This window comes from Pseudomonas trivialis (assembly GCF_001439805.1).
Taxonomy (GTDB): Bacteria; Pseudomonadota; Gammaproteobacteria; order Pseudomonadales; family Pseudomonadaceae; genus Aquipseudomonas; species Aquipseudomonas trivialis.
This window is the reverse complement of sequence record NZ_JYLK01000007.1, coordinates 199,429-221,666: the sequence shown is the minus strand read 5'-3', so window position 1 is coordinate 221,666 and position 22,238 is coordinate 199,429. Positions and strand designations below refer to the sequence as shown.

Sequence of the window (22,238 nt, the reverse complement as noted above, 5' to 3'; positions counted from 1 at the left end):
GCGCCTTTGTCGTGCGGTAAACCTTTTAGGAGTAGTGATGACCGAGGAGCGTGTCGAGCGCCTGCTGGCCGAGGTCCATGATGACTTCGGCATGATCCGTGTGCTGGAAGTGGCCGATTACCGTTTTCTCGAATTTGGCGATGCCATCGAGCAAAGCTGCGTGTTCACCGCCGACCCGAGCTGGCTGGAGTACGACTACACCCGCGCCATGCTGGTGGGTGCGTTGTGCCATGAGCAGCCGGACAGCGCGCTGTTTCTTGGCCTGGGCGCCGGCACCCTGACCCAGGCATGCCTCAAGTTCCTGCCGCTGGAAGACGTGGAAGCCATCGAACTGCGGCCCGATGTGCCGCGCCTGGCCATCGAATACCTGGGGCTGGACGATGATCCACGCCTGTACATCCGCATCGGCGATGCCTTGCAATTGCTGGACAGCGCTGAGCCGGCTGACCTGATTTTCGTCGACCTCTACACGGATGTCGGTCCCGGCGTCGGGCATCTGGCGTGGACATTTCTGGAAAACTGCCAGAAAAAACTCAACCCGGGCGGCTGGCTGGTGATCAACCAATGGGCCACCGACGATGGCAAGCCGTTGGGGGCGGCGCTGTTGCGAGGGTTGTATCACCGGCATTACTGGGAGCTGCCGGTGAAGGAGGGCAATGTGATCCTGCTGGTGCCTTCGGAGCTGGATCAGGAACTGGAGCTGGAGGCGCTCTCGGCGCGTGCCGAGGCCCTGGCGCCGCGATTGGGGTATTCGTTGCAGCCAGTGATCAAGGTCATTCGGCCTGCGACTTAGGTGACTATCAGAGCCTCATCAAATCCCCTTGAAGACCCCCGGCCGCTTCTCGATCATCGCCCGCACGCCTTCCTTGGCATCCTCGCTGTTAAGCAATTGATCCACTACAGCAGGCAGTGCGGCGGCGGCCACGGTTTCGCCTTCCAGGCGGGCCAGGCGCGCGGAGGTCAACGTGGCTTGAACCCCAAGCGGCGCCTGGCGGGCGATGCGGCTGGCCAGTTCGATGGCGCGCGGCAGCAGGTCTTCGCTGGCCATCACCTCCTGCACCAGCCCCAGGCGCAGGGCTTCATGGGCATCGAACTCGTCGCCGGTGAGCAGCCAGCGCATGGCATTGCCCCAGCCGGCGAGCTGGTGAAAACGCAACGTCGCGCCACCGAAGGGAAAGATTCCGCGCTGCACTTCCATTTGCGCAAAGCGGGTATTGCTGGCGCAAAGGTTGATGTCCGCCGCCAGCATCAGCTCGATGCCGAGGGTCAGGCAATAACCCTGGGCCGCGATAATCACCGGCTTGGTGACGCGTGGCCCGGCGAACACGCCCCACGGGTCGCAGCCTCCCGGCGGCGGTTGCCAGCCGCCGGCCATCACGCCGCTGACATTGGCCAGGTCCAGCCCGGCGGTAAAATGGTCGCCATGGGCGAATACCACGGCCACCCGCGCGTCGGCGTTTCGATCAAATTCGCCATACGCCAGGCTCAGGTCATTGAGCAAATCGAGGTCGAAGGCGTTGCGCTTGGCCACCCGGTCCAGGCCCAGCAGCAGGACATGACCCCGGAGTTCACGGCTGACGCGGCTACTGCTGGCTTGATTCATCGGGTGTGCCCTCGGGCGCGGAGTTAAGGTTTCGGACCGAAGGTCCGATCCAATGGGTGAATCGTTTAAGTGTTATACCCAGCAGGGCCGGGCGTTTGCAAAACAGACCCTGCTGCGGGTATCTGCACACTCTGTGACGCAGCGCGGTATATCAGTGCGTTGCGCGAAAAAAAGCTCCCTTTTTCAGGTATTTCCGGTATAGTGCGCGCCGGCCTTTAACCGGGCCGCGTTCAGGTAGCGCAATTCCCCGAAGCCAGCTTCGGCTGCACGTCCGCACAGCGGACTCTTCCTTGACGAATCTTTTTCATTCATTCGTTTTCGCAAATCCCCGCCGACAAAGCAGCCAGGGCGACTCTTGAGTCTCAACACGGCATGCGCAGCTTTGGAGCATGGGTCTTTGCGGATGCACTTAGAGGCAGACCCATGACCCAGGAAACCGGCGGCTTCGCCGCTTTTAATCTTAACCCGAACATTCTTGCTGCCGTCATCGCGACCGGCTACGAAGAACCTTCGGCTATTCAGCAGCAATCGATCCCGATCATCATGGCCGGCCAGGACATGATTGGCCAGGCGCAAACCGGTACCGGTAAAACCGCCGCGTTCGCCCTGCCTATCCTGCACTGCATCGATCCTGCCAAGCGCGAACCGCAAGCCCTGATCCTGGCGCCAACCCGTGAGTTGGCGCTGCAAGTAGCAACCGCTTTCGAAACCTACGCCAAGCAAATGCCAGGCGTTACCGTTGTGGCCGTTTACGGCGGCGCGCCCATGGGCCCACAACTGAAAGCCATCCGTAACGGCGCACAGATCGTTGTCGCCACCCCGGGCCGTCTCTGCGACCACTTGCGTCGCGACGAGAAAGTCCTGTCCACCGTGAACCACCTGGTGCTGGACGAAGCTGACGAAATGTTGAAGCTGGGCTTTATGGATGACCTGGAAGTCATCTTCAAGGCACTGCCTCCGACCCGTCAGACCGTACTGTTCTCGGCCACCCTGCCGCAGTCGATCCGTGCCATTGCCGAACGCCACCTGCGCGATCCGCAACACGTGAAAATCCAGACCAAGACCCAGACCGTTACCGCGATCGAACAGGCTCACCTGTTGGTTCACGCTGACCAGAAGACCTCGGCTGTATTGAGCCTGCTGGAAGTCGAAGACTTCGATGCCCTGATCATGTTCGTGCGCACCAAGCAAGCGACCCTGGACCTGGCCAGTGCCCTGGAAGCCAAAGGCTACAAGGCCGCTGCGCTGAACGGTGACATTGCCCAGAACCAGCGTGAGCGCGTGATCGATTCCCTCAAGGATGGCCGCCTGGACATCGTTGTGGCAACCGACGTCGCCGCTCGTGGCCTCGACGTTCCACGTATCACCCACGTGTTCAACGTTGACATGCCGTACGATCCCGAGTCCTACGTTCACCGTATCGGCCGTACCGGCCGTGCCGGTCGCGAAGGCCGTGCACTGTTGTTGGTGACTCCGCGTGAGCGCCGCATGCTGCAGGTGATCGAGCGTGTAACCGGTCAGAAAGTTGCCGAAGTCCGCCTGCCGGATGCCCAGGCTGTTCTCGATGCGCGCATCAAGAAGCTGACCAACAGCCTGTCGCCGCTGGTGGCTGACGCTGAATCGACCCACGGCGACCTGCTCGACCGCCTGACCGCCGATATCGGTTGCACCCCGCGTGCCCTGGCTGCAGCCCTGCTGCGCAAAGCCACCAACGGTCAGGCTCTGACCCTGGCAGCCATCGAGAAAGAACGCCCACTGGTGCCGAACAACGCCCCGCGCGGTGATCGTCCAGAGCGTACCGGCGACCGTCCGGACCGTGGTGATCGTGAGCGTCGTGCTCCGGTTCCATTGGCTGAAGGCCGCGCTCGTTGCCGTACCGCGCTGGGCGCGCGTGACGGTATCGCTGCCAAGAACCTGCTGGGCGCTATCCTCAACGAGGGTGGCCTGGCACGTGAAGCCATCGGTCGCATCCAGGTGCGTGACAGCTTCTCTCTGGTAGAGCTGCCGGAAGACGGTCTGGAAAAACTGCTGACCAAGTTGAAAGACACACGCGTTGCCGGTAAGCAGTTGAAGCTGCGTCGCTACCGCGAAGATTGATCTGCCGCTACGGCTGATTGATCGCCCATAAAAAATCCCCGACTGGTTCGGGGATTTTTTTTGCCTGATATTTTTTGGATAAGTCCCCAATCAACTGTGGGAGGGGCGTGCTCCCGATGGCGGTGCAACAGCCAATACCTGCATGGCTGAGCAAGCCCGGCGTCAACCGAAGCGGTAGATGTCCATTCCAAGCGCGCCCAGGGTGAAGCCCTGGTGCTCGATGCTGAAAGGGCCACCCGCGCCGCGCGCGAAATACAGCGGCAGCAAATGTTCATCGCTGGGATGGCTGCGTAGCGCATGCGGCGCCAGGCGGCGATAGTCATGCAGTGTTGCCTCGTCATCGGCGGCGAGGGTGTCCACCATCCAGTCACGAAATTCCCTGGCCCACGGCTCGATGCTGTCCGGCCCGGCGCGCCAGTCCAGTTCACCCAGGTTATGGGTGATGCTGCCGGAGCCGATCAACAGCACATCTTGCTCGCGCAGGCTGGCCAGCGCGCGCCCGACGCGGGTCTGCAGGGCCGGGCCCATGCGGCTGGGCAGCGAGACTTGCACCACCGGGATATCCGCCGCCGGGTACATCAGCGACAGCGGCACCCAAGTGCCGTGGTCGAATGGGCGACGCTCGTCGATCTGCGCCTCCAGGCCGTCTGCGTGAAGCAACTGGACAATAGCGTTCGCCAACTGTGGATCGCCCGGCGCCGGGTACTGCACCGCGAACAATTCGCGGGGAAAGCCGCCAAAGTCGTGCCACGTTTGCGGGGCGGGGCTGCCGCTGACCAGCAGCCCGGCGCTTTCCCAATGCGCCGAGACCACCACAATCGCCTCGGGCTTGGGCAGCTCTGCCGCCAGTCGTTGCAGGGCAGGGCCGCTGGCGCCCGGTTGCAGGGCGAGCATGGGCGAACCGTGGGAGATAAACAGGCTGGGCAACATGCGTAGGGTCCTGAGGGTTAAGATGCTGCCATCTTTAGTCAGATCATTGATCTAAATCCAATATAAGTTTTAGCGCCTTTTGATCGAATTTCCCGGGGGGATTTATGCAGCCTGAATTTTGGCAAGCGCGTTGGGCGCGCAATCAGATCGGCTTTCACCTGCCCGAGGTCAACCCGTACCTGCAGCGCCACTGGCCGACGCTGGGCGTGGCCGAGGCTGCAAAAGTGCTGGTGCCGTTATGCGGTAAAAGCCTGGATTTGATCTGGCTGGCCGCGCAGGGGTATCGCGTGATGGGCGTGGAGCTGTCGGAGCAGGCGGTGCAGGCGTTCTTCAGTGAGCAGGGCCTGACGCCGCAGATCGTTGAGAAGGGCTCGTTCAAGGTTTATCAGACGGGACTGATTGAGGTGTGGTGCGGTGATTTTTTCGCCCTGGATGCGCAGGCGGTGGGTGATTGCAGTGCGCTGTATGACCGCGCGGCATTGATCGCCTTGCCGCCGTTGATGCGCGCGCAGTATGCCGGGCATCTCACGGCGCTGCTGGGGGCTGGCACAAAAGGCTTGCTGATCACGCTCGACTACGACCAGGTGCAAAAGGCCGGGCCGCCCTTCGCGGTGAATGATGACGAAGTGCGCATGTTGTTGTGTGAGGGCTGGAGCGTGGACGTGCTGCAAGAGCAGGACATCCTGGGCGAGAGCTGGAAGTTCGTGCAGGACGGCGTCACGCGACTGGAGGAGCGCGCCTATCGGCTGGACCGGCGCTGAGGTCTGCGCTGTTGCCACCGCTATCGCGGGCGAGCCCTGATGCCAGTCAGTTAAGCGAACGCAATGCTCAAAGCGACAAAGATCAAATGTGGGAGCCGGGCTTGCCCGCGATGGCGATTCAGGCACCCACAAAAAAGGAGCGATCAAGTCGCCCCTTTCAGTGTCACTGCCTGACCGTCAGCCCCGACGGCGCAGTGCGTCGATTCGCTCTTCCAGCGGCGGATGGCTCATGAACAAGCGCGCCATGCCTTGTTTGATGCCACCGTTGATGCCGAAGGCGGTCAGGCTGTCGGGCATGTGCACTGGCAGGCCCTGTTCGGAGCGCAGGTGCTGCAAGGCTGCAATCATCGCACCGGTACCGGCCAGACGCGCACCGGCTTCGTCTGCGCGGAATTCGCGTTTGCGCGAGAACCACATGGTGATCGCGCTGGCCAGAAAGCCCAGTACCAGTTCCGCAAAGATAGTCGCCACGAAGTAGGCGATGCCGCGACCCTCTTCGTTCTTGAAGATCACCTTGTCGACAAAGTTGCCGATGATCCGCGCGAAGAACATCACGAAGGTGTTCACCACGCCCTGTACCAGCGCCAGGGTAACCATGTCGCCATTGGCCACATGGCCGATCTCGTGGGCCAGGACCGCTTTCACTTCATCGTAGGAAAATCGCTCCAGCATGCCCTGGCTGACCGCAACGAGCGCGTCGTTCTTGTTCCAGCCGGTGGCGAAGGCGTTCGCTTCATAGGCCGGGAAAATCCCGACTTCTGGCATCTTGATACCGGCCTCGCGGGACAATTGCTCGACGGTCTGCAGCAACCATTGCTCGTGCCGGGTACGGGGCTGGGTGATGACCTGGGTGCTGGTGCTCATTTTCGCCATCCACTTGGAGATGAACAGCGAAAACAGCGAGCCGGCGAAACCAAAGACCGCACAGAAGACCAGTAGCTGATTGAGGTTCAGGTCAACCCCGTTGGCCGCCATGAACCCGTTGAAGCCAAACAGGCTCAGGGTGATGCTGGCAATCAGCACGACCGCCAGGTTAGTGGCCAGGAACAGCAGAATGCGCATCATGGTTGTAGAGTTCTCCTCATGCTTAATATGTCGCTTACTGCGGGGTATATAAGGTGCAGCCTGGGGTGATTCAACCGGGCGACTATTTCAAACTGTGTCCTACAGCTTTTATGTAAATCCTTGAAGGGATTTTCCCACCTGACAAACCGCTCAGCACTCGACCTTGATGACTTTGCGGCCCAGCAATCACGGGGCCTTGCGGTGGCGCAAGGGCCGCGTGGCAGGTGAGAAGCCGGGCAGGGCAGAGAAGTGTTGCCAGATAATCGCCGTACGGCCAAAAGCGGGCCGTACCGTGTCATTTTCGTTACTGGCGATAAGACTTGAGGAAATTGCCGATACGACCAATGGCCATTTCCAGGTCATCCACACGCGGCAGGGTCACCACACGGAAGTGATCCGGCCACGGCCAGTTGAACGCAGTGCCCTGTACCACCAGCAGTTTTTCCGACAGCAGCAGGTCGAGCACGAACTTCTCGTCATTGAGGATCGGGCACACCTTTGGGTCGATGCGCGGGAAGGCATACAGCGCGCCCATGGGTTTGACGCAGCTCACGCCGGGAATGTCGTTGAGCAGCTCCCAGGTACGGTTGCGCTGCTCCAGCAGGCGGCCCTGGGGCAATACCAGGTCGTTGATGCTCTGGTAGCCGCCGAGGGCGGTCTGGATCGCGTGCTGGCTAGGCACGTTGGCGCACAGGCGCATGTTGGCCAGCATGTCGATGCCTTCAATATAGCTTTGGGCATTGTGCTTGGGCCCGGAAATCGCGATCCAGCCGGAGCGGAAGCCCGCTACCCGATAGGACTTGGACAGGCCGTTGAACGTCAGGCACAGCAGGTCCGGCGCCAGAGAACCAGTGCAGATGTGCACGGCGTCGTCGTAGAGGATCTTGTCGTAGATCTCGTCGGAGAACACCACCAGGTTGTGCTGGCGCGCCAGTTCGAGCATGCCCAGCAGGACTTCCCTGGAGTACACCGCGCCGGTGGGGTTGTTCGGGTTGATGATCACCAGGGCTTTGGTATTGGGCGTGATCTTGGCCTTGATGTCGGCCAGGTCGGGGAACCAGTCGGCGCCCTCATCGCACAGGTAATGCACCGGATGGCCGCCGGCGAGCGTCACGGCGGCGGTCCACAGCGGATAATCCGGCGCGGGCACCAGCACTTCGTCACCGTTGTTGAGCAGGGCCTGCATGGACATCACGATCAGCTCGGACACCCCGTTGCCCAGGTAAATGTCCTCGATACCAACACCGTCAACCTGCTTTTGCTGGTAGTACTGCATCACCGCCTTGCGCGCGCTGAACAGGCCTTTCGAGTCGCTGTAGCCCTGTGCGGTGGGCAGGTTGCGGATCACATCCTGGAGGATTTCTTCCGGCGCTTCGAAACCAAAGGGCGCCGGGTTGCCGATGTTCAGCTTGAGGATGCGATGGCCTTCCTCTTCCAGGCGCTTGGCGTGCTTGAGCACCGGGCCGCGAATGTCGTAGCAGACGTTGGCGAGCTTGTTCGATTTGCTGACCTGCATGGCGATGTGATCCTGAAAATGAACGATCCAGACGGCAAAGACACTACCGTACTGTGAATCCTGCGCGGTCCGCACCTGTAAATACGTTTGAATGGCGGTGGCGCGGGTGCCAGACTGGCGTTTTGAAGAGGCGCAATCATACGTGCCACCCGATCCGTGGAAAAGACACAGATCAGGGTTTTTCAGTGACCGAGGTGTACCCATGGAAAAGTTGCAGAAAACCGTTGACGAATGGAAAGCGATGCTTGATCCGGAGCAATACAACGTATGCCGTCTCAAGGGCACCGAGCGCCCGTTCAGCGGCAAGTACAACGACACCAAAGCCGACGGCGTCTATCACTGCATCTGCTGCAATGAACCGTTGTTCGATTCCACCACCAAATTCGATTCCGGTTGCGGCTGGCCCAGCTTTTACGCGCCGATTGCCGACAGCGCGATGATCGAGATTCGCGACGTCAGCCACGGCATGATCCGCACCGAAGTGACCTGTGCCAAATGCGATGCGCACCTGGGCCACGTGTTCCCTGATGGCCCCCCGCCAACCGGCCTGCGTTACTGCATCAACTCGGTGTGCCTGGATTTTGTCCCGCGCTGAGATCCAATCTGGGCAAGCCTTTCCCGCGTTCTGATTGCGCGCCATCAGCGCCATCTATGTAAGTTGCACAGGATTGGAAGGCTGGCTATTTTCAAGCCCTTTCACTTGATCGAGACGTTGCCATGGCCGACACGTTGCTGAGCATCCCCTGCACCACCATCAAAGGTGAGCAGAAGACCCTGGCCGATTTCGCCGGCAAGGCCATCCTGGTGGTCAACACCGCCAGCAAATGCGGCTTCACCCCGCAATACAAGGGCCTTGAACAACTCTGGCAGCAGTACAGGGATCAGGGGCTGGTGGTGCTGGGGTTTCCGTGCAATCAGTTCGGCAAGCAGGAGCCGGGCGATGAGGGGGCGATTTCAGCGTTCTGCGAGCTGAACTTCGGCGTCAGCTTCCCGTTGTTCAAGAAAGTCGACGTCAACGGCAGCGGTGCCCATCCCTTGTTCGTGCAGTTGAAAAAACAGGCGCCCGGCCTGTTGGGCTCCAAGGGCATCAAGTGGAATTTCACCAAGTTCCTGATCGGCCGCGATGGCCAGCAGGTCAAGCGGTTTGGTCCAACCACCAAGCCACAGGACCTGACCCGGGAGATTGAAGCCCTGCTCAAATGAGCGATGTGATGTGCGTTTGCCTTGCGTAACTCAGCGTGCCGCTGTCTCAGGCACCCACAGGTCCAGCAGCGCATTGAGTTCCTCGCGGCGGAACGGTTTGGCCAGGTAATCGTCCATCCCCGCCGCTCGGCAGCGCTCGCGCTCTTCGGACAGCGCATTGGCCGTTAAAGCGACAATCGGCAGGTCCGGCCAGCGGCCACTGCGGCGGATCTGGCGGCTGGCTTCGTAGCCGTCCATCACCGGCATGTTGCAGTCCATCAATACCATGTCAAAACGCTGTTCCTCGAGGAACCTCAGCGCCTCGCCGCCATGGGCCGCGACGATCACTTCACACCCCAGCTTGGCGAGCATGCCCTTGGCCACCAATTGATTGACCGGGTTGTCCTCCACCAGCAGGATGCGCGCCCTGTGTGCCGTCTGCGCGGTTTCCCGGTGCACGGTATCGAGCGCCAACTGCGTGTCGCTGCGCAGGTTGCGTTGCAGGATCTGGTACAACGCATTGCGGCTCAAGGGGCGCGCCTGTTGCTGCAAGGGCGCGAACGCGGCGACCTCTTCACTGGGCATGAAATTGCCGTAGGCGGTGACCACAAGGATCGGCGCGGTAATGCCCGGGCGGATGCGGAAGAGGCATTCCGGGCAGTCGGTGATCAACAGGTCGGGCGTTTGCCCGGTCATGTCGTCATCCATCGTCAAACAGCGCGTGCTCAGTCCCCAGTGCGGCAGCAGCGACGTGAGCAGCTCTGTCAGCCCGCTGCCGGCATGGGTGATCACCAGCACTTCACCTTTGAGTGGTGCTTGTCTGCTGGCGGGCAGATGGGTGGGCAATGGCAGCTCGGCGCAGAACTGGCTGCCAAAGCCTACTTCGGAACTGATACTCAGCCGGCCGAGCATGGCTTCGCACAGGTTATGGGTGAGCGCCAGGCCCAGTCCGGTACCGCCAAACTGGCGGGTGATGCCGGCGCCGGCCTGGGTGAAGGGCTGGAAGATCTTGACCTGCGCGTCCTGAGCGATGCCGATGCCAGTGTCGCAGACCTCGATTTTTACCTGGTCGCCCTGGGCGCTGAGACGCACGTCCACACGGCCGAAACGCGTGAACTTCAATGCGTTGGAGAGCAGGTTGCTGACGATCTGCCGTACCCGCGTCGGATCACCGAGCACCTGGGCCGGAAAATGCGGGTCGATCAGGCAGGTCAGCTCGACACTCGGCGCCGCGTTCTGCGACAGCAGGTTGGCGGTGTCCTCCACCATTGAGCCGAGGTCGAACGGGATGCGCTCCAGTTCCAGCTGGCCCGCGTCGAACTTGGAGAGGTCGAGAATATCGTTGAGCAAGTCCACCAGCACCTTACCGGAGTCGTGAGCGATCGACAGTTGCTGGCGCTGTTCGGCGTTCAGCGGGCTGTCCAGGGACAGCGCGATCATGCCGAGCAAGCCATTGAGTGGCGTGCGGATTTCGTGACTCATGTTGGCCAGGAACGCCGCTCGCGCCTGGGCCATGCCCAGGGCGTTCATCTTTGCCGCTTCCAGCTCATCGTTGGATTGGCTCAGGCGCTGGTTGCTGGCCTTGAGCTCCAGGGTACGTGCCGAAACGATATCTTCCAGTTGCCCCAGGTATTCGGTGAGGCGGTCCTCGGCGTGGCGGCGCTGCTGGATTTCGGTCTGCATGTTGTCAAATTGTTGGTTCGCCACGTTGACCAGCACGCCAATCTCGTCCTGTTCATGCCCTGGCGGGCAGTCCAGGCGCGCCTGTTTGCGGTCGCTCAGTTCGCGGATGATGCGCACCAGCGGCTGCGTCAGCATCACATAGAACAGGCCCAGCAGGATTCCAGTCAGCAAGAGGCTGCGCACGAACCCGTTGAGCAGGGTGATCTCGGCGCGGCGCAGGAAGCGGCTGCCGAAGGCATAAGTGTCAACGTCCAGGTACAGCACGCCAAGTGCCTCGTCAGGCATGTGGTTGAGGAACAGGCGGTCTTCGAATTGACGATTGGCACCAAACAGGAAATCACTGATGGGCCGATACGTGCCTTCGCTGCGCGGCCGATTGACGTCGGCCAGTATGACGCCGTTGTTGTCGACCACTTGCGCACGAATGATGGCGGGAGAATGCAGCAGGCCCAGGGTCAGTTCCTTGGCCAGTTCAGCGTCGATGTTGTAGGCGATGCGTGACGCAGGGTTATGGCTGATTTCGATCAGCGAGCGAATTTCACGGTTGATGGATGCGTCTTCGCTGGCATAATCAATGCCAATTTGCCCAAGGCTGAGCAAGGTTCCCAGGATGAAACCTACCAGCACAGTCAGTTTGGCTTGTTTAAAAGACAAGCGTTGGGCGAACCTGATATCCATCGAGTGTTGAACCACTTCACGTTTCCTTTCGCCCGGCAAGCATAGCTGAACATCCAAAGGCCAAGGCTTGCCCGGCACGAATCGTTTATTTTTACAGGTGCAGCCTGTTGCGGCCAGCAGCATGGCTGCCAATACGCCATCTTTTGCAGGAACTTGCCAGAGGAACAGACGTGGACTCTCGATTGAACGCTTTTCTTGAGCGTGCCGACGCGGTACTCGCGCGGCTGGAACCCTTGTTACCCGCGCCACGCCAAGTCATCGACTGGCACCAGTGCCTGGCCGCTCGATGGCAGCGCGAAGGCCGTAGCGGCTTCCTGCTGCCGCTGGACGTCAGCCTCGACATGCGCCTGTCCGACCTGATCGGCGTAGACAAACAGCGCGAGCAACTGGCACGCAACACTCAGCAGTTCCTTGACGGCCTGCCAGCCAACCATGCATTGCTGTGGGGCTCGCGGGGCACCGGCAAATCCTCCATGGTGCGCGCCTTGCTGGCCCACCACGCCAAGGCCGGCTTGCGTCTGATCGAGATCGAGCGTGACCACCTGGCCGATCTGCCGCGTGTGGTCGAGCAGTTGCTCAAGCTGCCGCAGCGTTTCATCCTGTTCTGCGATGACCTTTCGTTTGAGGCCGGTGAGGGCGACTATCGCATCCTCAAGAGTGTGCTCGATGGCTCCCTGGAGCAGGCGCCGGATAACGTGCTGTTGTATGCCACCTCTAACCGCCGTCACCTGGTCCCGGAACACCAGAGCGACAATGACAACTGGAAGCGCGTGGACGGCGAACTGCACCCCAGTGAAGCGGTGGAAGACAAGATTGCCCTGTCCGACCGATTTGGCCTGTGGCTGTCGTTCTATCCGTTTAGCCAGGAACATTTCCTCGATGTGGTCGAACACTGGATCGGCGAGCTGGCAAGCAGGGCAGGGCTGCAGTGGCAGCGCGATGAAGCCCTCGACATCCTCGCCGTGCGCTGGGCCACCGGACGCGGCAATCGTAACGGCCGCTGTGCGTATCAATTCGCCCGCTATTGGGTGGGTCTCAAATTGCTGGAGCGTCAACCATGATCGATTTGCAACACGCAGGCTCCGGCCTGGACGGCTACGCCATGTTATGTGCGCAGTTGGCGTCGCTGCTGGCGGATGAGCGTGACTTCATCGCCAACAGCGCACAGTTCTCCGCGTTTCTGTTCAACCAGTTGGACGACCTTAACTGGGCCGGTTTCTACCTCAATCGTAATGACGAGCTGGTACTTGGCCCGTTCCAGGGCCAGATCGCCTGTGTGCGTATTCCGTTTGGTCGCGGTGTATGCGGTGCGGCGGCGGCATCGCGACAAACCCAGCGGGTGGAAGATGTGCATGCGTTTGCCGGGCATATCGCCTGTGACAGCGCCTCGAACAGTGAACTGGTGGTGCCGCTGGTCAAGAATGGCCAGTTGATTGGCGTACTCGACCTCGACAGCCCGTCGCTGGCCCGTTTTACCGAACAGGACCAGGCGGGCATCGAACAACTGGCGGCGATTTTTCTGCGGTTGACGGATTGCTGATCAGCCTTGCGCCTTCAGGCTGTTGAGTTGTATGTGCAGCGTCCTTTCCAGCTCGAGCATGCCTTTTTCCAGGGATTTGATGGCCGCTTCGATTACAGGCCAATCATCTTCCCTGGCACAGGCTTGCTCCACTGCTTCGCACTGCGCGGCCAGGGTGTCGGCCTGGACGATACGCGCGGCGCCCTTGATTTTATGCGCCTGCTCGATGAATTCCTGAAGGCGCGCGGGCCGCGACATGAGGATCATCAGTTCCTGACGGTCATCACGGCTGCTGCTCAATAACTCTTCCAGCAGGCGGCGGCTTAATTGGGCGTCTCCTCCCGTCAAGTGGTCGAGGCTGGCGAGCTCCAGTGGTGCGCCGAAGGATTGCCGCTCCACCTGCGCCAGTTGTCGCTCCAGTACCGTGAGGCTGATCGGTTTGAACAGGCAGTCGTCCATGCCGGCCTCCTTGCAGCGCAGTTTTTCCTCCGGCTGGGCGTTGGCGGTAAAGCCCAGCACCACGCAGGGGGGCAGTTGTTCGCGTTGTTCATACTCACGGATCGAGCGGCTCAGCTCGTAGCCGTTCATGATGGGCATGTTGCAGTCCGCGATAACCAGGTCGAAACGTTCCTGACGCCACGCCTGGAACCCGGCCGCACCGTGTGGGGCGGCGGTGAACTGATGGCCCAGGTAACCCAGTTGCTGGCACATCAGCAGGCGGTTGGCAGGATGGTCATCCACCACCAGCACGTTGAGCACCGGGGAAGGGGCGGGATCGGTCGGTTTTTGCTCGTCCACGTGCTCGACCGGCTGCAGGCTGGGCATTTTCAAATGGACATGCACCTGAGTGCCGACCATCGGCACACTGCTCAGACTCAGCTGCCCACCCATCATGGCGCACAGGCTGCGGCATATCACCAGCCCCAGCCCTGCGCCGCTCCTGGCCAGGTGTCCGGAATTGTCGGCCTGGGCGAAGGGTTCGAACAGGCGCATCTGGTCGTCCCGGCTGATGCCGATGCCGGTGTCTTCCACCACCAGTTTCATCTCGACCTGCTGCGGCTGGTCGGTGGGTTGCACGTCCACCTTGATCTTCACCTGCCCGTGTTCGGTGAACTTGATGGCATTGCTGACCAGGTTCGACAGCACCTGTTTGAAGCGCAGCGGGTCGATCAGCACCTCGGTGGTGTCCAGCTCCGGCTTGAACTCCAGCAGCAGGCTGAGGGTTTTCTGCCGCGCCAGGCCGTCGAATACGCGCACCACCGATTCAATCACGTCCCGCAGGTTCACCCGCTCCGGTGCCAGGCTCAAACGGCCGGACTCGATGCGCGCAATGTCGAGGATATCGCCGATCAACTCCAATAGGTCCTTGGCCGAGTTGTAGGCCACCTCAATGGCCGGGCGATCAAGATGGCCCTGGTCTGCGCGTTTGAGTGTCAGTTCGAGCATGCCGATCACCGCATTCATCGGCGTTCGAATTTCATGGCTCATGGTCGCGAGGAAGGTGCTTTTTGCCCGATTCGCTTCGTCGGCGCGCTCCTTGGCTGCGCGCAGCTCGTCGAACAGTTGGCGACGATCGCTGATATCAATCCAGCCACCAATGATGCCCTGGACCTCCCCGACCGAGTCTCGATAGGGAAGAATCCAGTGATAGATCGTCATTTTTTTGCCCTGAATATGCAGGGTGCGATCCAGAATCAGCGGGTTGCCCTGCGCCACCACCCGCTGGTAATCGGCGTGATATTGCGCGGCCTCCGCCTCGATGGCCATGTTCATCTGGATTACGCTTTTGCCGATCACGTCTTCACGCTTGACGCCGAACGCTTGCAGGTAGCTGTCGTTACAGGTTTGCAGCAAGCCCTTGCGGTCGCGCACATAGATTGGATGCGGGGTTTCGTTGACCAGTGCGCGCATGAATTCGAACTGGTCGTTAAGCGCTCGCTCAGCGAGTTTTCGCTGGGTGATCTGGCGGCGCATGTAGGCGTTCCAGGTCAGTGAAGTCAGCAGCAGCAGCCCGGCGCCGATGATGATCTGCGTGATCAGGCGGTGATAGTTGCGCCAGTAGCTGTCGGAGGCCGCGGAGTAGCCGCGCCAGCGACTGTTGATGATGCCCAGTTCATCCGGCGCAATGCTGAGCAACGCCTTGTCGAGGATTGAACTCAGCTCGGTGGCCTCGCGCGAGGTGGCCAGGGCAAAGGTGGCTGGGAGGGTGCCGATGCTGGTGCTGATCTGCAGCTTGTCCTGGAACGCCTGGGAAGACAGCAGGTAATTGGCGATCACCAGCGAATTAACCGCGCCATCCACCTGCCCCTGGGCCAGCAGTTCAGAGGCCTTGAAGGTATCGCCGGCCTCCACCAGTTGAACCTGCGGGAAGTCCCTGGCGAGCATGTTTACCAGCGGGTTGCCTTGGGTGATCGCCAGGCGTTTACCGGCCATCTGTTCCAGGTTCAAGGGCGCTTTCTGCTCCTTGCGGGTCAACAACACATAAGAGTTTTCCAGATAGGGACGACTGAAGTTCAGTTGGTCCTCCCGTTCGTCGCTGGGAATAATCGCTCCGATGATGTCGGCTTTCCCGGCGCTGACCTCCTCGATCATCGAGCTGACTTCACGTGAGCGCCGAATCTCGAAGCGCAGGCCGGTGCGCAGCCGGATCAGCTCCAGCAAATCGGCGGTGATGCCGCGGAAGTTGCCGTCGGCGTCAAAAAACGTCAGCGGTGCGAAGGTTTCATTGACCAGCACGCTGACCACCGGATGGTCCTGCAGCCAACGCTCTTCGCGCGGGGTGAGGTGCAGTTTTTTGTCGGTCAGCAGGATATCGCTGCCGGCGCTCCAGCGTTTGGCGATACTGTCTCGTTCATTGATGGGGACCGCGGCCAGCACCGAATCGACAAGGGACAGCAGAATGCGCTGGTCCTGGCGTAACGCAAAGCTGAACCCGTAGGCTTCATGCTTGCCGAAATTGGCCATGCGCACGTTTTTCAGGTAGCCCTTGTTGATCATGTAATGGGTGGAGATGGTGTCACCCAGGAACACGTCGGCCTGGTCGAACGCTACCGCGTTCAATGCGTTCTGGTAAGAGGGATAAGTGCTGATGTGCGCTTGCGGGTACAGTTTTTCCACTTCCTCCAGCGGCAGGTAGTGATACACCAGGCTCAAGCGCAGTCCGGCGAGGTTATCGTTCAGGCTGCGGGTTTCTTCCTCGCGGGTCACCAGCACGGGTTGATCCACCGCGTACGGCTGCGACAGGATAAGGTTCGGGTTGGCGGCCTCAAAACCGTTGGAGGAGCCCAGCAGGTCTATGTCACCCGATTCAAGGGCGGCGATTGCAGCGTCGCGTGTGGGATAGCGCAACACGGTGATGGGCAGGTTCAGGGCATTGGCCAGCAGCCCCGCGTAATCGGCGGTCAACCCCTCGTAGTCGTGACCGCTGGAGGTGAGGTCGAACGGCGGGTAATCGGGCGCAGCAGTCCCCAGCACCAGTTCGCGTTTGTTCTGCAACCACTGACGCTGAGTCTTGTCCAGTCGAGACTCCAGTTGAACGGCACCCGCACGGCTCAGTAAGGTGAAGTGTTCCGGACCGGCTTGATGATCGGCGGGCGCAGTCGTGCTGAAGCATACGCCGGCAATTAATATAACCAAATAATCCTTTATACGGCTGGGCATCCGCTTTCTCACACTAGCGCGTTTCGTTTTGCCATCTCGATAAGTTCTACCAAGGACTTCGCTTTCAATTTTTGCATGAGGCGTTTTTTATAAGTGCTGACTGTTTTATTACTTAAAAACATACCTTTTGCTATTTCCTTGTTAGTGCGACCCTGTGCAAAAAGCTGCAAGACCATCAGTTCACGGTCATTTACCATTTTAAATAATTCAAGTTCCTCCGTGTCGTTGCCTTCCATGTTGCCGGCATTCAATGCCTGGCTGGGGAAGTAGTTGTAGCCGGACAACACGGCGCGGATGGCGCTCAGCAGTTCGCTCAGGTCACCCTCTTTGCATACATAGCCGTCGGCACCCGAGCGCATGCAGCGTGTGGCGAACAGCGTCGGGCACTGGGCCGTGAGGATCAGGGTCTTCATTGACGTGTTCATGGCGTTGAAACGGCAAAGCACTTCCAGGCCATCCAGTTTCGGGATGCTGATATCCAGAATGATCAGGTCGGGCATGCATTCGCGCACCCTCTGTATGGCGTCGCAGCCATTATCCGTTTCACCGACGACTTTATAACCTTCATGCTCCAGCAACATTCGAATCGCCAACCTGATAACGGGATGGTCATCAATGATAAAAACGGTGTTCATAATCACATTCCATGCAAGTGCAAATAAAGCGGGCACATTAGCTCAGAAGAAGAGGGGTGAGCATGAGCCTTGGGGAAACAGGTATAAAACAGGAAAATTCCTACATGAAAAAAGGTGGCAACCTACGCAGCGGTAAGGCTTTGTGGTGTCAGGTGTAAGCAAATTTTGATTGGATGTAGTCACCGGCGGCACGAGGCGATTCACATTGCTCTCAAGTAATTTTTCCTTGGTCTAATGTTTAAGGTCCTACAGTTAGAGTTGAAATAAGGGCGCCATTAAAACTGACAGTTCGTCTTTGTTTAATGGCTTCGGTAAGTAACCAAGGATAGGCAGGCCGCGCTGCAAGGCTTGCAGGGTCAGGTTGGAGAGCTCCATCGCCGGTAACCCGCTCAGTAGAATGGCACCGGTTATGAAATGCTGGCGGCTGGCAATTTCCACCAGCTCCAGCCCCGGCAGGTCAGGCAGGCACTGGTCGCAGAGCATAAGATCGAACGGGGCTGTGGCGGTGCACATCGAATGGATGGCGTGTTCAGCGTTTTCTGCGAGGGTCAGTTGTTCGAAGCCGAAGCTTTTGAGCAGGCATTGGGTGGCCAGGAGTTGAAAGGGATGATCCTCCACCAACAGGATTCGAACGGTGCGAGCGGGCATGGAAGGCACACGGGGCAGTCAAGCGTCGATAGGGGGGCTCAGGAATGACTCGCTGAGTCGGCCAGAAGCTTGCGCGATTATTCTTTGGATAACTGCGCGACTTCGATCAGGCCACTCTGTTAGCTTCGTAGGCAATTTCTGCTCACACAACAGGTGGCTTGATCCCTGGGTCACTTCGGGCTCGAACGCCCTGTCATCTCCCGCGCCATTTGCGTGGCGTAGCTGTCGGTCATGCCGGCGATGAAGTCGATCATCCGCAGGAACGAAGCGTGCAGCGACCAGGCCGGGTCCGGAGCGCTGTTGCCCAGCAGGTCAAGAATGCGTCGGTTCTTGAACGACGGCGTGCGTCCGCCATGCTGCTCCAGTGCAGCACCGCAAAAAGCATTCAGCAGGATTTCCAGCGTGGTGTAGGCGCCGATTTCATGCAGGGTTTTGCGCTTGTCCTGGAATATTTTCTTGCGCGCCATGTCCTTGGCATCCAGCACGCAGCGCTTGGCCGGGCCGTGCATGTGCTCCACCAGATCGCCCGGCAGGGTGCCGGCCAACAAGGCGTCCTGCTGCTCAACGAAGGCGCGCGCCGCAGCGTTGGTGAGGTGTTCGATGGCCTTGCCGCGCAGGATTGCCAGCTTGCGCCGCCGCGAATCCTGGGCGCCCAGTTGCCGGTAGGTCTGCGGCAGGTCGTCGCCGACCAGGTCGAGCAGCAATGACTCTACCTCGGCGTATTCCAGCAGCTCCATTTCCAGGCCGTCTTCCAGGTCGATCAAGGCGTAGCAGATGTCGTCTGCGGCCTCCATCAGGTAAACCAGCGGATGGCGCGCCCAGCGCTGTTCCTCGAGTTGCGGCAGGCCGAGCTTGTGGGCGATCTGTTCCAGAATCGGCAGCTCGCTCTGATAACAGCCGAACTTGTGCTTCTTGTAGCCCAGGGCGTCGGCGTGACGGGCGGTCCAGGGGTATTTCAGGTAGGTGCCCAAGGTGGCGTAGGTCAGGCGAGTGCCACCGTCGAACTGGTGGTATTCCAGTTGGGTGAGTACGCGGAAGCCCTGGGCATTGCCTTCGAAATTGAGGAAGTCGTTGCGCTCGGCGCCGCTCATATCGTCCAGCCAGCCGCGGCCTGCGGCCTGCTGGAACCAGTGGCGGATGGCGTCTTCGCCCGAATGGCCGAACGGCGGATTGCCGATGTCGTGGGCCAGGCAGGCCGATTGCACCACCATGCCCAGATCGCTCGGGTCGCACCAGTCGGGCAGGGCGCTGCGCAGGGTTTCGCCGACGCGCATGCCCAGGGAGCGGCCCACGCAACTGACTTCCAGTGAGTGGGTCAGGCGCGTGTGAATGTGGTCGTTACTCGACACGGGGTGCACCTGAGTCTTGCGGCCCAGGCGGCGAAATGCGCCGGAAAAAATGATGCGGTCATGGTCTTTGTGAAACGGGCTGCGGCCTAGTTCTTCCGGGCTGTGCAGGGGTTTTCCCAGACGTTCGCGGGTCAACAGGGTGGGCCAATCCAAGGCGGTTACTCTCCGTGCGGTGAATGACCCGCCCAGCTTCCCGGTTCCGTCCTGGCGGGGCAAGCAAAAAACTACATTGGCACGTGGGCAAAAAAAGACCCGACTCTCTAAATTGAAGGCCGGGCCGTTTCTATCTTTACTGAGGTAGTCAAGGGTGCAGCCAGCGCTCAGCGTTTGCGTGAGGCCCCTGCCATTGCCAATTTGATCAGCGGGATCAAGCCGGCGCCCAGTCGCACCAGACGCGTCACACTGCTGATGCTGCCACTTTTGGCGCCCTTGCCGGTAAAGAATCCCATCAGGGTCACTGCTGCCATACCCCACAGTGGCGCGTGCTTGACGCCCAGGCTGTCCTGCCAGTTATGACGCATGTCGCGCATCCTGTTCAGGGGCGCCATCAATTGCTGGGACTCGTGGCGAATCTCCTGGCGGTGCATTTCCATGCGCAGGCGAATCAACGCCTTGCGCATGTCGCGGCGCGAGTCGGTGTTTACAACTTCATTGCGGCTCATGGCAACAGGCGCTCCCGATCATTGGCCAGCTCTTCGAGGGTGGCGTGGAACGGCGTGGATTCATCGAACACCGCCGCTTTCAGACGCACCCCACAGAAGGCTGCAGCCAGGCTGTAGAACACACACAGGCAGATAATGCCGGTCAGACGATAACCGGTGTCCCATACCAGGATCATCACCAGGGTCGACAGACCTACCAGCAACAGCAGCGCAAACACCAGCGCCAGGCCGGCGAACAGCAGCAAACTGACGGTACGGGCTTTCTGTTCCTGCAATTCGATGCCGAACAACTCGACGTGACTGTGCAGCAAGCCCAGTACGGCTGCGCCCAGACGTCGTGAAGTCGAACCTTGGCCCGTGGACGAGCCGCTTTCGCCTATAGCCATGATTTAGCGCCTTGTAGCCAGCAGACCGATCAAAAAGCCCACGCCGGCAGCAATGCCGACAGACTGCCATGGGTTGGCCTGCACGTAATCTTCAGTCGCGGTGACGGCAGCCTGCCCGCGCTCGCGCAGCGAGTCTTCGGTGGTTTGCAGGGTTTCGCGCGCCTTGAGCAGACTTTCGTGGATCTTGCTGCGCAGCTCATCAGCCTGGTCGCCGGCGAGGATTGCGGTGTCGTCCAGCAGCTTTTCGGTATCGCTTACCAGGGTTTGAAAATCCGCCATGAGTATCTCTTGGGCGGTCTGTGCTGTTTTTCTGGCCATGGTTATCTCCGTGATGGGCTGATCGGTACGTGTGGTTTCGAGTCGCGGGCGGTGCCGAAGGTTCAGTGTAATTGTCTGCTGAAGCTTTTACCGTACCTGGGTGCGCGGGCCTTGCGGTAGCGCTGAATGCGGGCGGTCGGGCCGTGAGTCTTGCACGCTGCACTGGACAATTGAAACGCCTGACATTACTTTACTGTATGTTTGTACAGCGATTGAGTAGAGGGAACGCCCGTGGTGAATGTTGAACAACTGAAAAGCAGCGTCAATCGCATGTCCGTCGACATCGTGCGCGATGCGGTGAGCGAGCTGCGCCTGGATGGCCTGGTCACGGAAGGCAAGACGCCGTTTAACAAAGTGCATTTCAATACCTGCTTTGCGGAAATCGAAGCATTGTTTCAGCGCGCCGGTTATCACAAGCAGCTGGATGTGGTGGGTTACCAGGGCTTGTTATACGCACTCTACGATCCTGGCCGCTGGGAAGCGGTGGACGTGTTGCGCTGGCTCAAGGAGTTCACCGAAGCGGCCAGTGCTTCACCGGTTCTGCGCGCGCAGTTGGCCAAGGCGTGAGATCTGCCTAGGCTCAATCGCGCTCCATGCGGGATAATGCCGGCCTGTTTCAGTCAAGGCCTTATGCATGTCCACTTCAGCTTTTTCCGCCTCCCGGCACCAAGCCAGTACCTTGTATTTGCCACCGGGTCGTTGGCAGACGGTGCTCGAATGCCTGTGCGCGCATTTCCCGGCGATCAGCCGTGAGCAATGGCTTGACCGCGTTGCCCGTGGCCGGGTTTTGGACAGCAATGGCAAGCCGATCGACTCGCAACTGCCTTACAGGGAAGGCTTGTGCATCCATTACTTTCGCGAAGTGCCCAACGAGAAAGTGATCCCGGTGCAGGAAACCATCCTCTATGCCGACGAGCATCTGGTGGTCGCCGACAAACCGCATTTTTTGCCGGTGACGCCCGCCGGTGAGTACGTCGAACAGACCCTGTTACGCCGTCTGATTCATCGCCTGGACAACCCTTCGCTGGTGCCCCTGCATCGGATTGACCGACACACCGCCGGGCTGGTGCTGTTTTCTGCCAACCCACAGAGCCGCTCGGTCTATCAGCAGCTGTTTCCCACGCGGCGCATCGACAAATTCTACGAAGCCATCGCGCCGGCCTTACCCGATCTCGTCTTTCCCCTGGTGCACAAAAGTCGCCTGGTGGAGGGTGAACCGTTCTTTCGCATGCAGGAAGGCCTTGGCGTCAGCAATACCGAAACGGCGGTGGAAGTACGCGAAAAAAACGCCGGGTTGTGGCGCTACGGCCTGTATCCCGTCACCGGCAAGAAGCACCAGTTGCGCGTGCACATGACGGCGCTCGGCGCGAGTATCTGCAACGATCCGTTCTATCCGGACGTGATCAAGGACGCCGAAGACGACTACGCCCACCCTCTCAAGCTGCTGGCACAGGGCGTGCGGTTTACCGACCCGGTCACCGGGGACCTTCGCAGTTTTCGCAGCGCTATCACCCTCGACTGGTAACCTGCGCAAACGAAAAGGCCC

General features: G+C 60.0%; 21 protein-coding genes. 9 read left to right on the top strand and 12 right to left on the bottom strand.

Translation table 11 applies throughout. From position 1 onward, the window contains the following. The first annotated feature begins 37 nt into the window (after positions 1–37). Positions 38–793: a spermidine synthase gene (locus tag TU79_RS13235; protein WP_057008387.1), complete on the top strand. Its 756-nt coding sequence runs from the start codon at positions 38–40 to the stop codon at positions 791–793. An 18-nt stretch (positions 794–811) separates the two neighbouring features. On the opposite strand, the gene TU79_RS13230 is transcribed toward TU79_RS13235, so the two are convergent. Then, positions 812–1,603, bottom strand: a complete 792-nt coding sequence (locus TU79_RS13230; protein ID WP_057008386.1) for a crotonase/enoyl-CoA hydratase family protein — start codon at positions 1,601–1,603, stop codon at positions 812–814. Positions 1,604–2,026: 423 nt separating this feature from the next. On the opposite strand from TU79_RS13230, the gene TU79_RS13225 reads away from it, so the two are divergent. Then, positions 2,027–3,700, top strand: a complete 1,674-nt coding sequence (locus TU79_RS13225) for a DEAD/DEAH box helicase (protein ID WP_027606997.1) — start codon at positions 2,027–2,029, stop codon at positions 3,698–3,700. Positions 3,701–3,862: 162 nt separating this feature from the next. Here TU79_RS13225 and TU79_RS13220 read toward each other — a convergent pair whose 3' ends face one another. Further along, positions 3,863–4,630, bottom strand: a complete 768-nt coding sequence (locus TU79_RS13220; RefSeq protein ID WP_057008385.1) for a DODA-type extradiol aromatic ring-opening family dioxygenase — start codon at positions 4,628–4,630, stop codon at positions 3,863–3,865. Positions 4,631–4,734: 104 nt separating this feature from the next. Between TU79_RS13220 and TU79_RS13215 the strand changes: the two genes are divergently transcribed. After that, entirely contained in the window at positions 4,735–5,391 is a 657-nt protein-coding gene (locus tag TU79_RS13215) for a thiopurine S-methyltransferase (RefSeq protein WP_057008384.1), read from the top strand. 177 nt (positions 5,392–5,568) lie between these two features. On the opposite strand, the gene htpX is transcribed toward TU79_RS13215, so the two are convergent. Both htpX and TU79_RS13205 read right to left on the bottom strand, forming a co-directional pair. Next, complete coding sequence (gene htpX / locus TU79_RS13210; RefSeq protein WP_043050458.1) at positions 5,569–6,456, bottom strand: protease HtpX; 888 nt, start codon at positions 6,454–6,456, stop codon at positions 5,569–5,571. A gap of 304 nt (positions 6,457–6,760) precedes the next feature. Further along, positions 6,761–7,972 (bottom strand): pyridoxal phosphate-dependent aminotransferase, encoded by a 1,212-nt coding sequence (locus TU79_RS13205; protein WP_003233343.1) that lies wholly within the window; start codon positions 7,970–7,972, stop codon positions 6,761–6,763. 202 nt (positions 7,973–8,174) lie between these two features. Here TU79_RS13205 and msrB point away from each other — a divergent pair, with 202 nt between their 5' ends. After that, positions 8,175–8,567: a peptide-methionine (R)-S-oxide reductase MsrB gene (gene msrB, locus TU79_RS13200; protein ID WP_057008383.1), complete on the top strand. Its 393-nt coding sequence runs from the start codon at positions 8,175–8,177 to the stop codon at positions 8,565–8,567. A gap of 122 nt (positions 8,568–8,689) precedes the next feature. Further along, a complete protein-coding gene (locus TU79_RS13195) occupies positions 8,690–9,175 on the top strand; it encodes a glutathione peroxidase (protein ID WP_057008382.1) in 486 nt (161 codons plus the stop codon). 30 nt (positions 9,176–9,205) lie between these two features. Here TU79_RS13195 and TU79_RS13190 read toward each other — a convergent pair whose 3' ends face one another. After that, positions 9,206–11,515 carry a hybrid sensor histidine kinase/response regulator gene (locus TU79_RS13190; protein WP_057008381.1) on the bottom strand — a complete coding sequence of 770 codons (2,310 nt, stop codon included), beginning with the start codon at positions 11,513–11,515 and terminating at the stop codon, positions 9,206–9,208. A 170-nt stretch (positions 11,516–11,685) separates the two neighbouring features. Between TU79_RS13190 and TU79_RS13185 the strand changes: the two genes are divergently transcribed. Both TU79_RS13185 and TU79_RS13180 read left to right on the top strand, forming a co-directional pair. Further along, on the top strand, positions 11,686–12,576 hold the full coding sequence (locus tag TU79_RS13185) for an ATP-binding protein (protein ID WP_057008380.1): 891 nt from the start codon (positions 11,686–11,688) through the stop codon (positions 12,574–12,576). After that, positions 12,573–13,055, top strand: coding sequence for a GAF domain-containing protein (locus TU79_RS13180; RefSeq protein ID WP_057008379.1), 483 nt, complete (start codon positions 12,573–12,575; stop codon positions 13,053–13,055). The genes TU79_RS13185 and TU79_RS13180 overlap by 4 nt, the downstream gene beginning before the upstream one ends. Here TU79_RS13180 and TU79_RS13175 read toward each other — a convergent pair whose 3' ends face one another. From TU79_RS13175 to TU79_RS13145, 7 genes are all read right to left on the bottom strand, one after another. After that, a complete protein-coding gene (locus TU79_RS13175) occupies positions 13,056–16,694 on the bottom strand; it encodes a transporter substrate-binding domain-containing protein (RefSeq protein ID WP_057008378.1) in 3,639 nt (1,212 codons plus the stop codon). Between the two features lie 8 nt (positions 16,695–16,702). Continuing rightward, a complete protein-coding gene (locus TU79_RS13170; RefSeq protein WP_057008377.1) occupies positions 16,703–17,329 on the bottom strand; it encodes a response regulator transcription factor in 627 nt (208 codons plus the stop codon). Positions 17,330–17,581: 252 nt separating this feature from the next. After that, the gene (locus TU79_RS13165; protein ID WP_057008376.1) at positions 17,582–17,977 is read right to left on the bottom strand and encodes a response regulator; all 396 of its coding nucleotides are present in this window, start codon (positions 17,975–17,977) and stop codon (positions 17,582–17,584) included. Positions 17,978–18,147: 170 nt separating this feature from the next. Further along, the gene (locus tag TU79_RS13160; protein WP_057008375.1) at positions 18,148–19,479 is read right to left on the bottom strand and encodes a deoxyguanosinetriphosphate triphosphohydrolase; all 1,332 of its coding nucleotides are present in this window, start codon (positions 19,477–19,479) and stop codon (positions 18,148–18,150) included. A gap of 167 nt (positions 19,480–19,646) precedes the next feature. Then, entirely contained in the window at positions 19,647–19,988 is a 342-nt protein-coding gene (locus tag TU79_RS13155; RefSeq protein ID WP_057008374.1) for a hypothetical protein, read from the bottom strand. Next, positions 19,985–20,374, bottom strand: coding sequence for a phage holin family protein (locus tag TU79_RS13150; RefSeq protein ID WP_057008373.1), 390 nt, complete (start codon positions 20,372–20,374; stop codon positions 19,985–19,987). The genes TU79_RS13155 and TU79_RS13150 overlap by 4 nt, the downstream gene beginning before the upstream one ends. Positions 20,375–20,377: 3 nt before the next feature. Next, positions 20,378–20,692, bottom strand: coding sequence for an ElaB/YgaM/YqjD family protein (locus TU79_RS13145; RefSeq protein ID WP_057008372.1), 315 nt, complete (start codon positions 20,690–20,692; stop codon positions 20,378–20,380). A gap of 231 nt (positions 20,693–20,923) precedes the next feature. On the opposite strand from TU79_RS13145, the gene TU79_RS13140 reads away from it, so the two are divergent. Both TU79_RS13140 and TU79_RS13135 read left to right on the top strand, forming a co-directional pair. Next, positions 20,924–21,259, top strand: coding sequence for a hypothetical protein (locus TU79_RS13140; protein WP_057008371.1), 336 nt, complete (start codon positions 20,924–20,926; stop codon positions 21,257–21,259). A 67-nt stretch (positions 21,260–21,326) separates the two neighbouring features. Next, entirely contained in the window at positions 21,327–22,217 is an 891-nt protein-coding gene (locus TU79_RS13135) for a pseudouridine synthase (RefSeq protein ID WP_057008370.1), read from the top strand. Positions 22,218–22,238 lie beyond the last annotated feature (21 nt).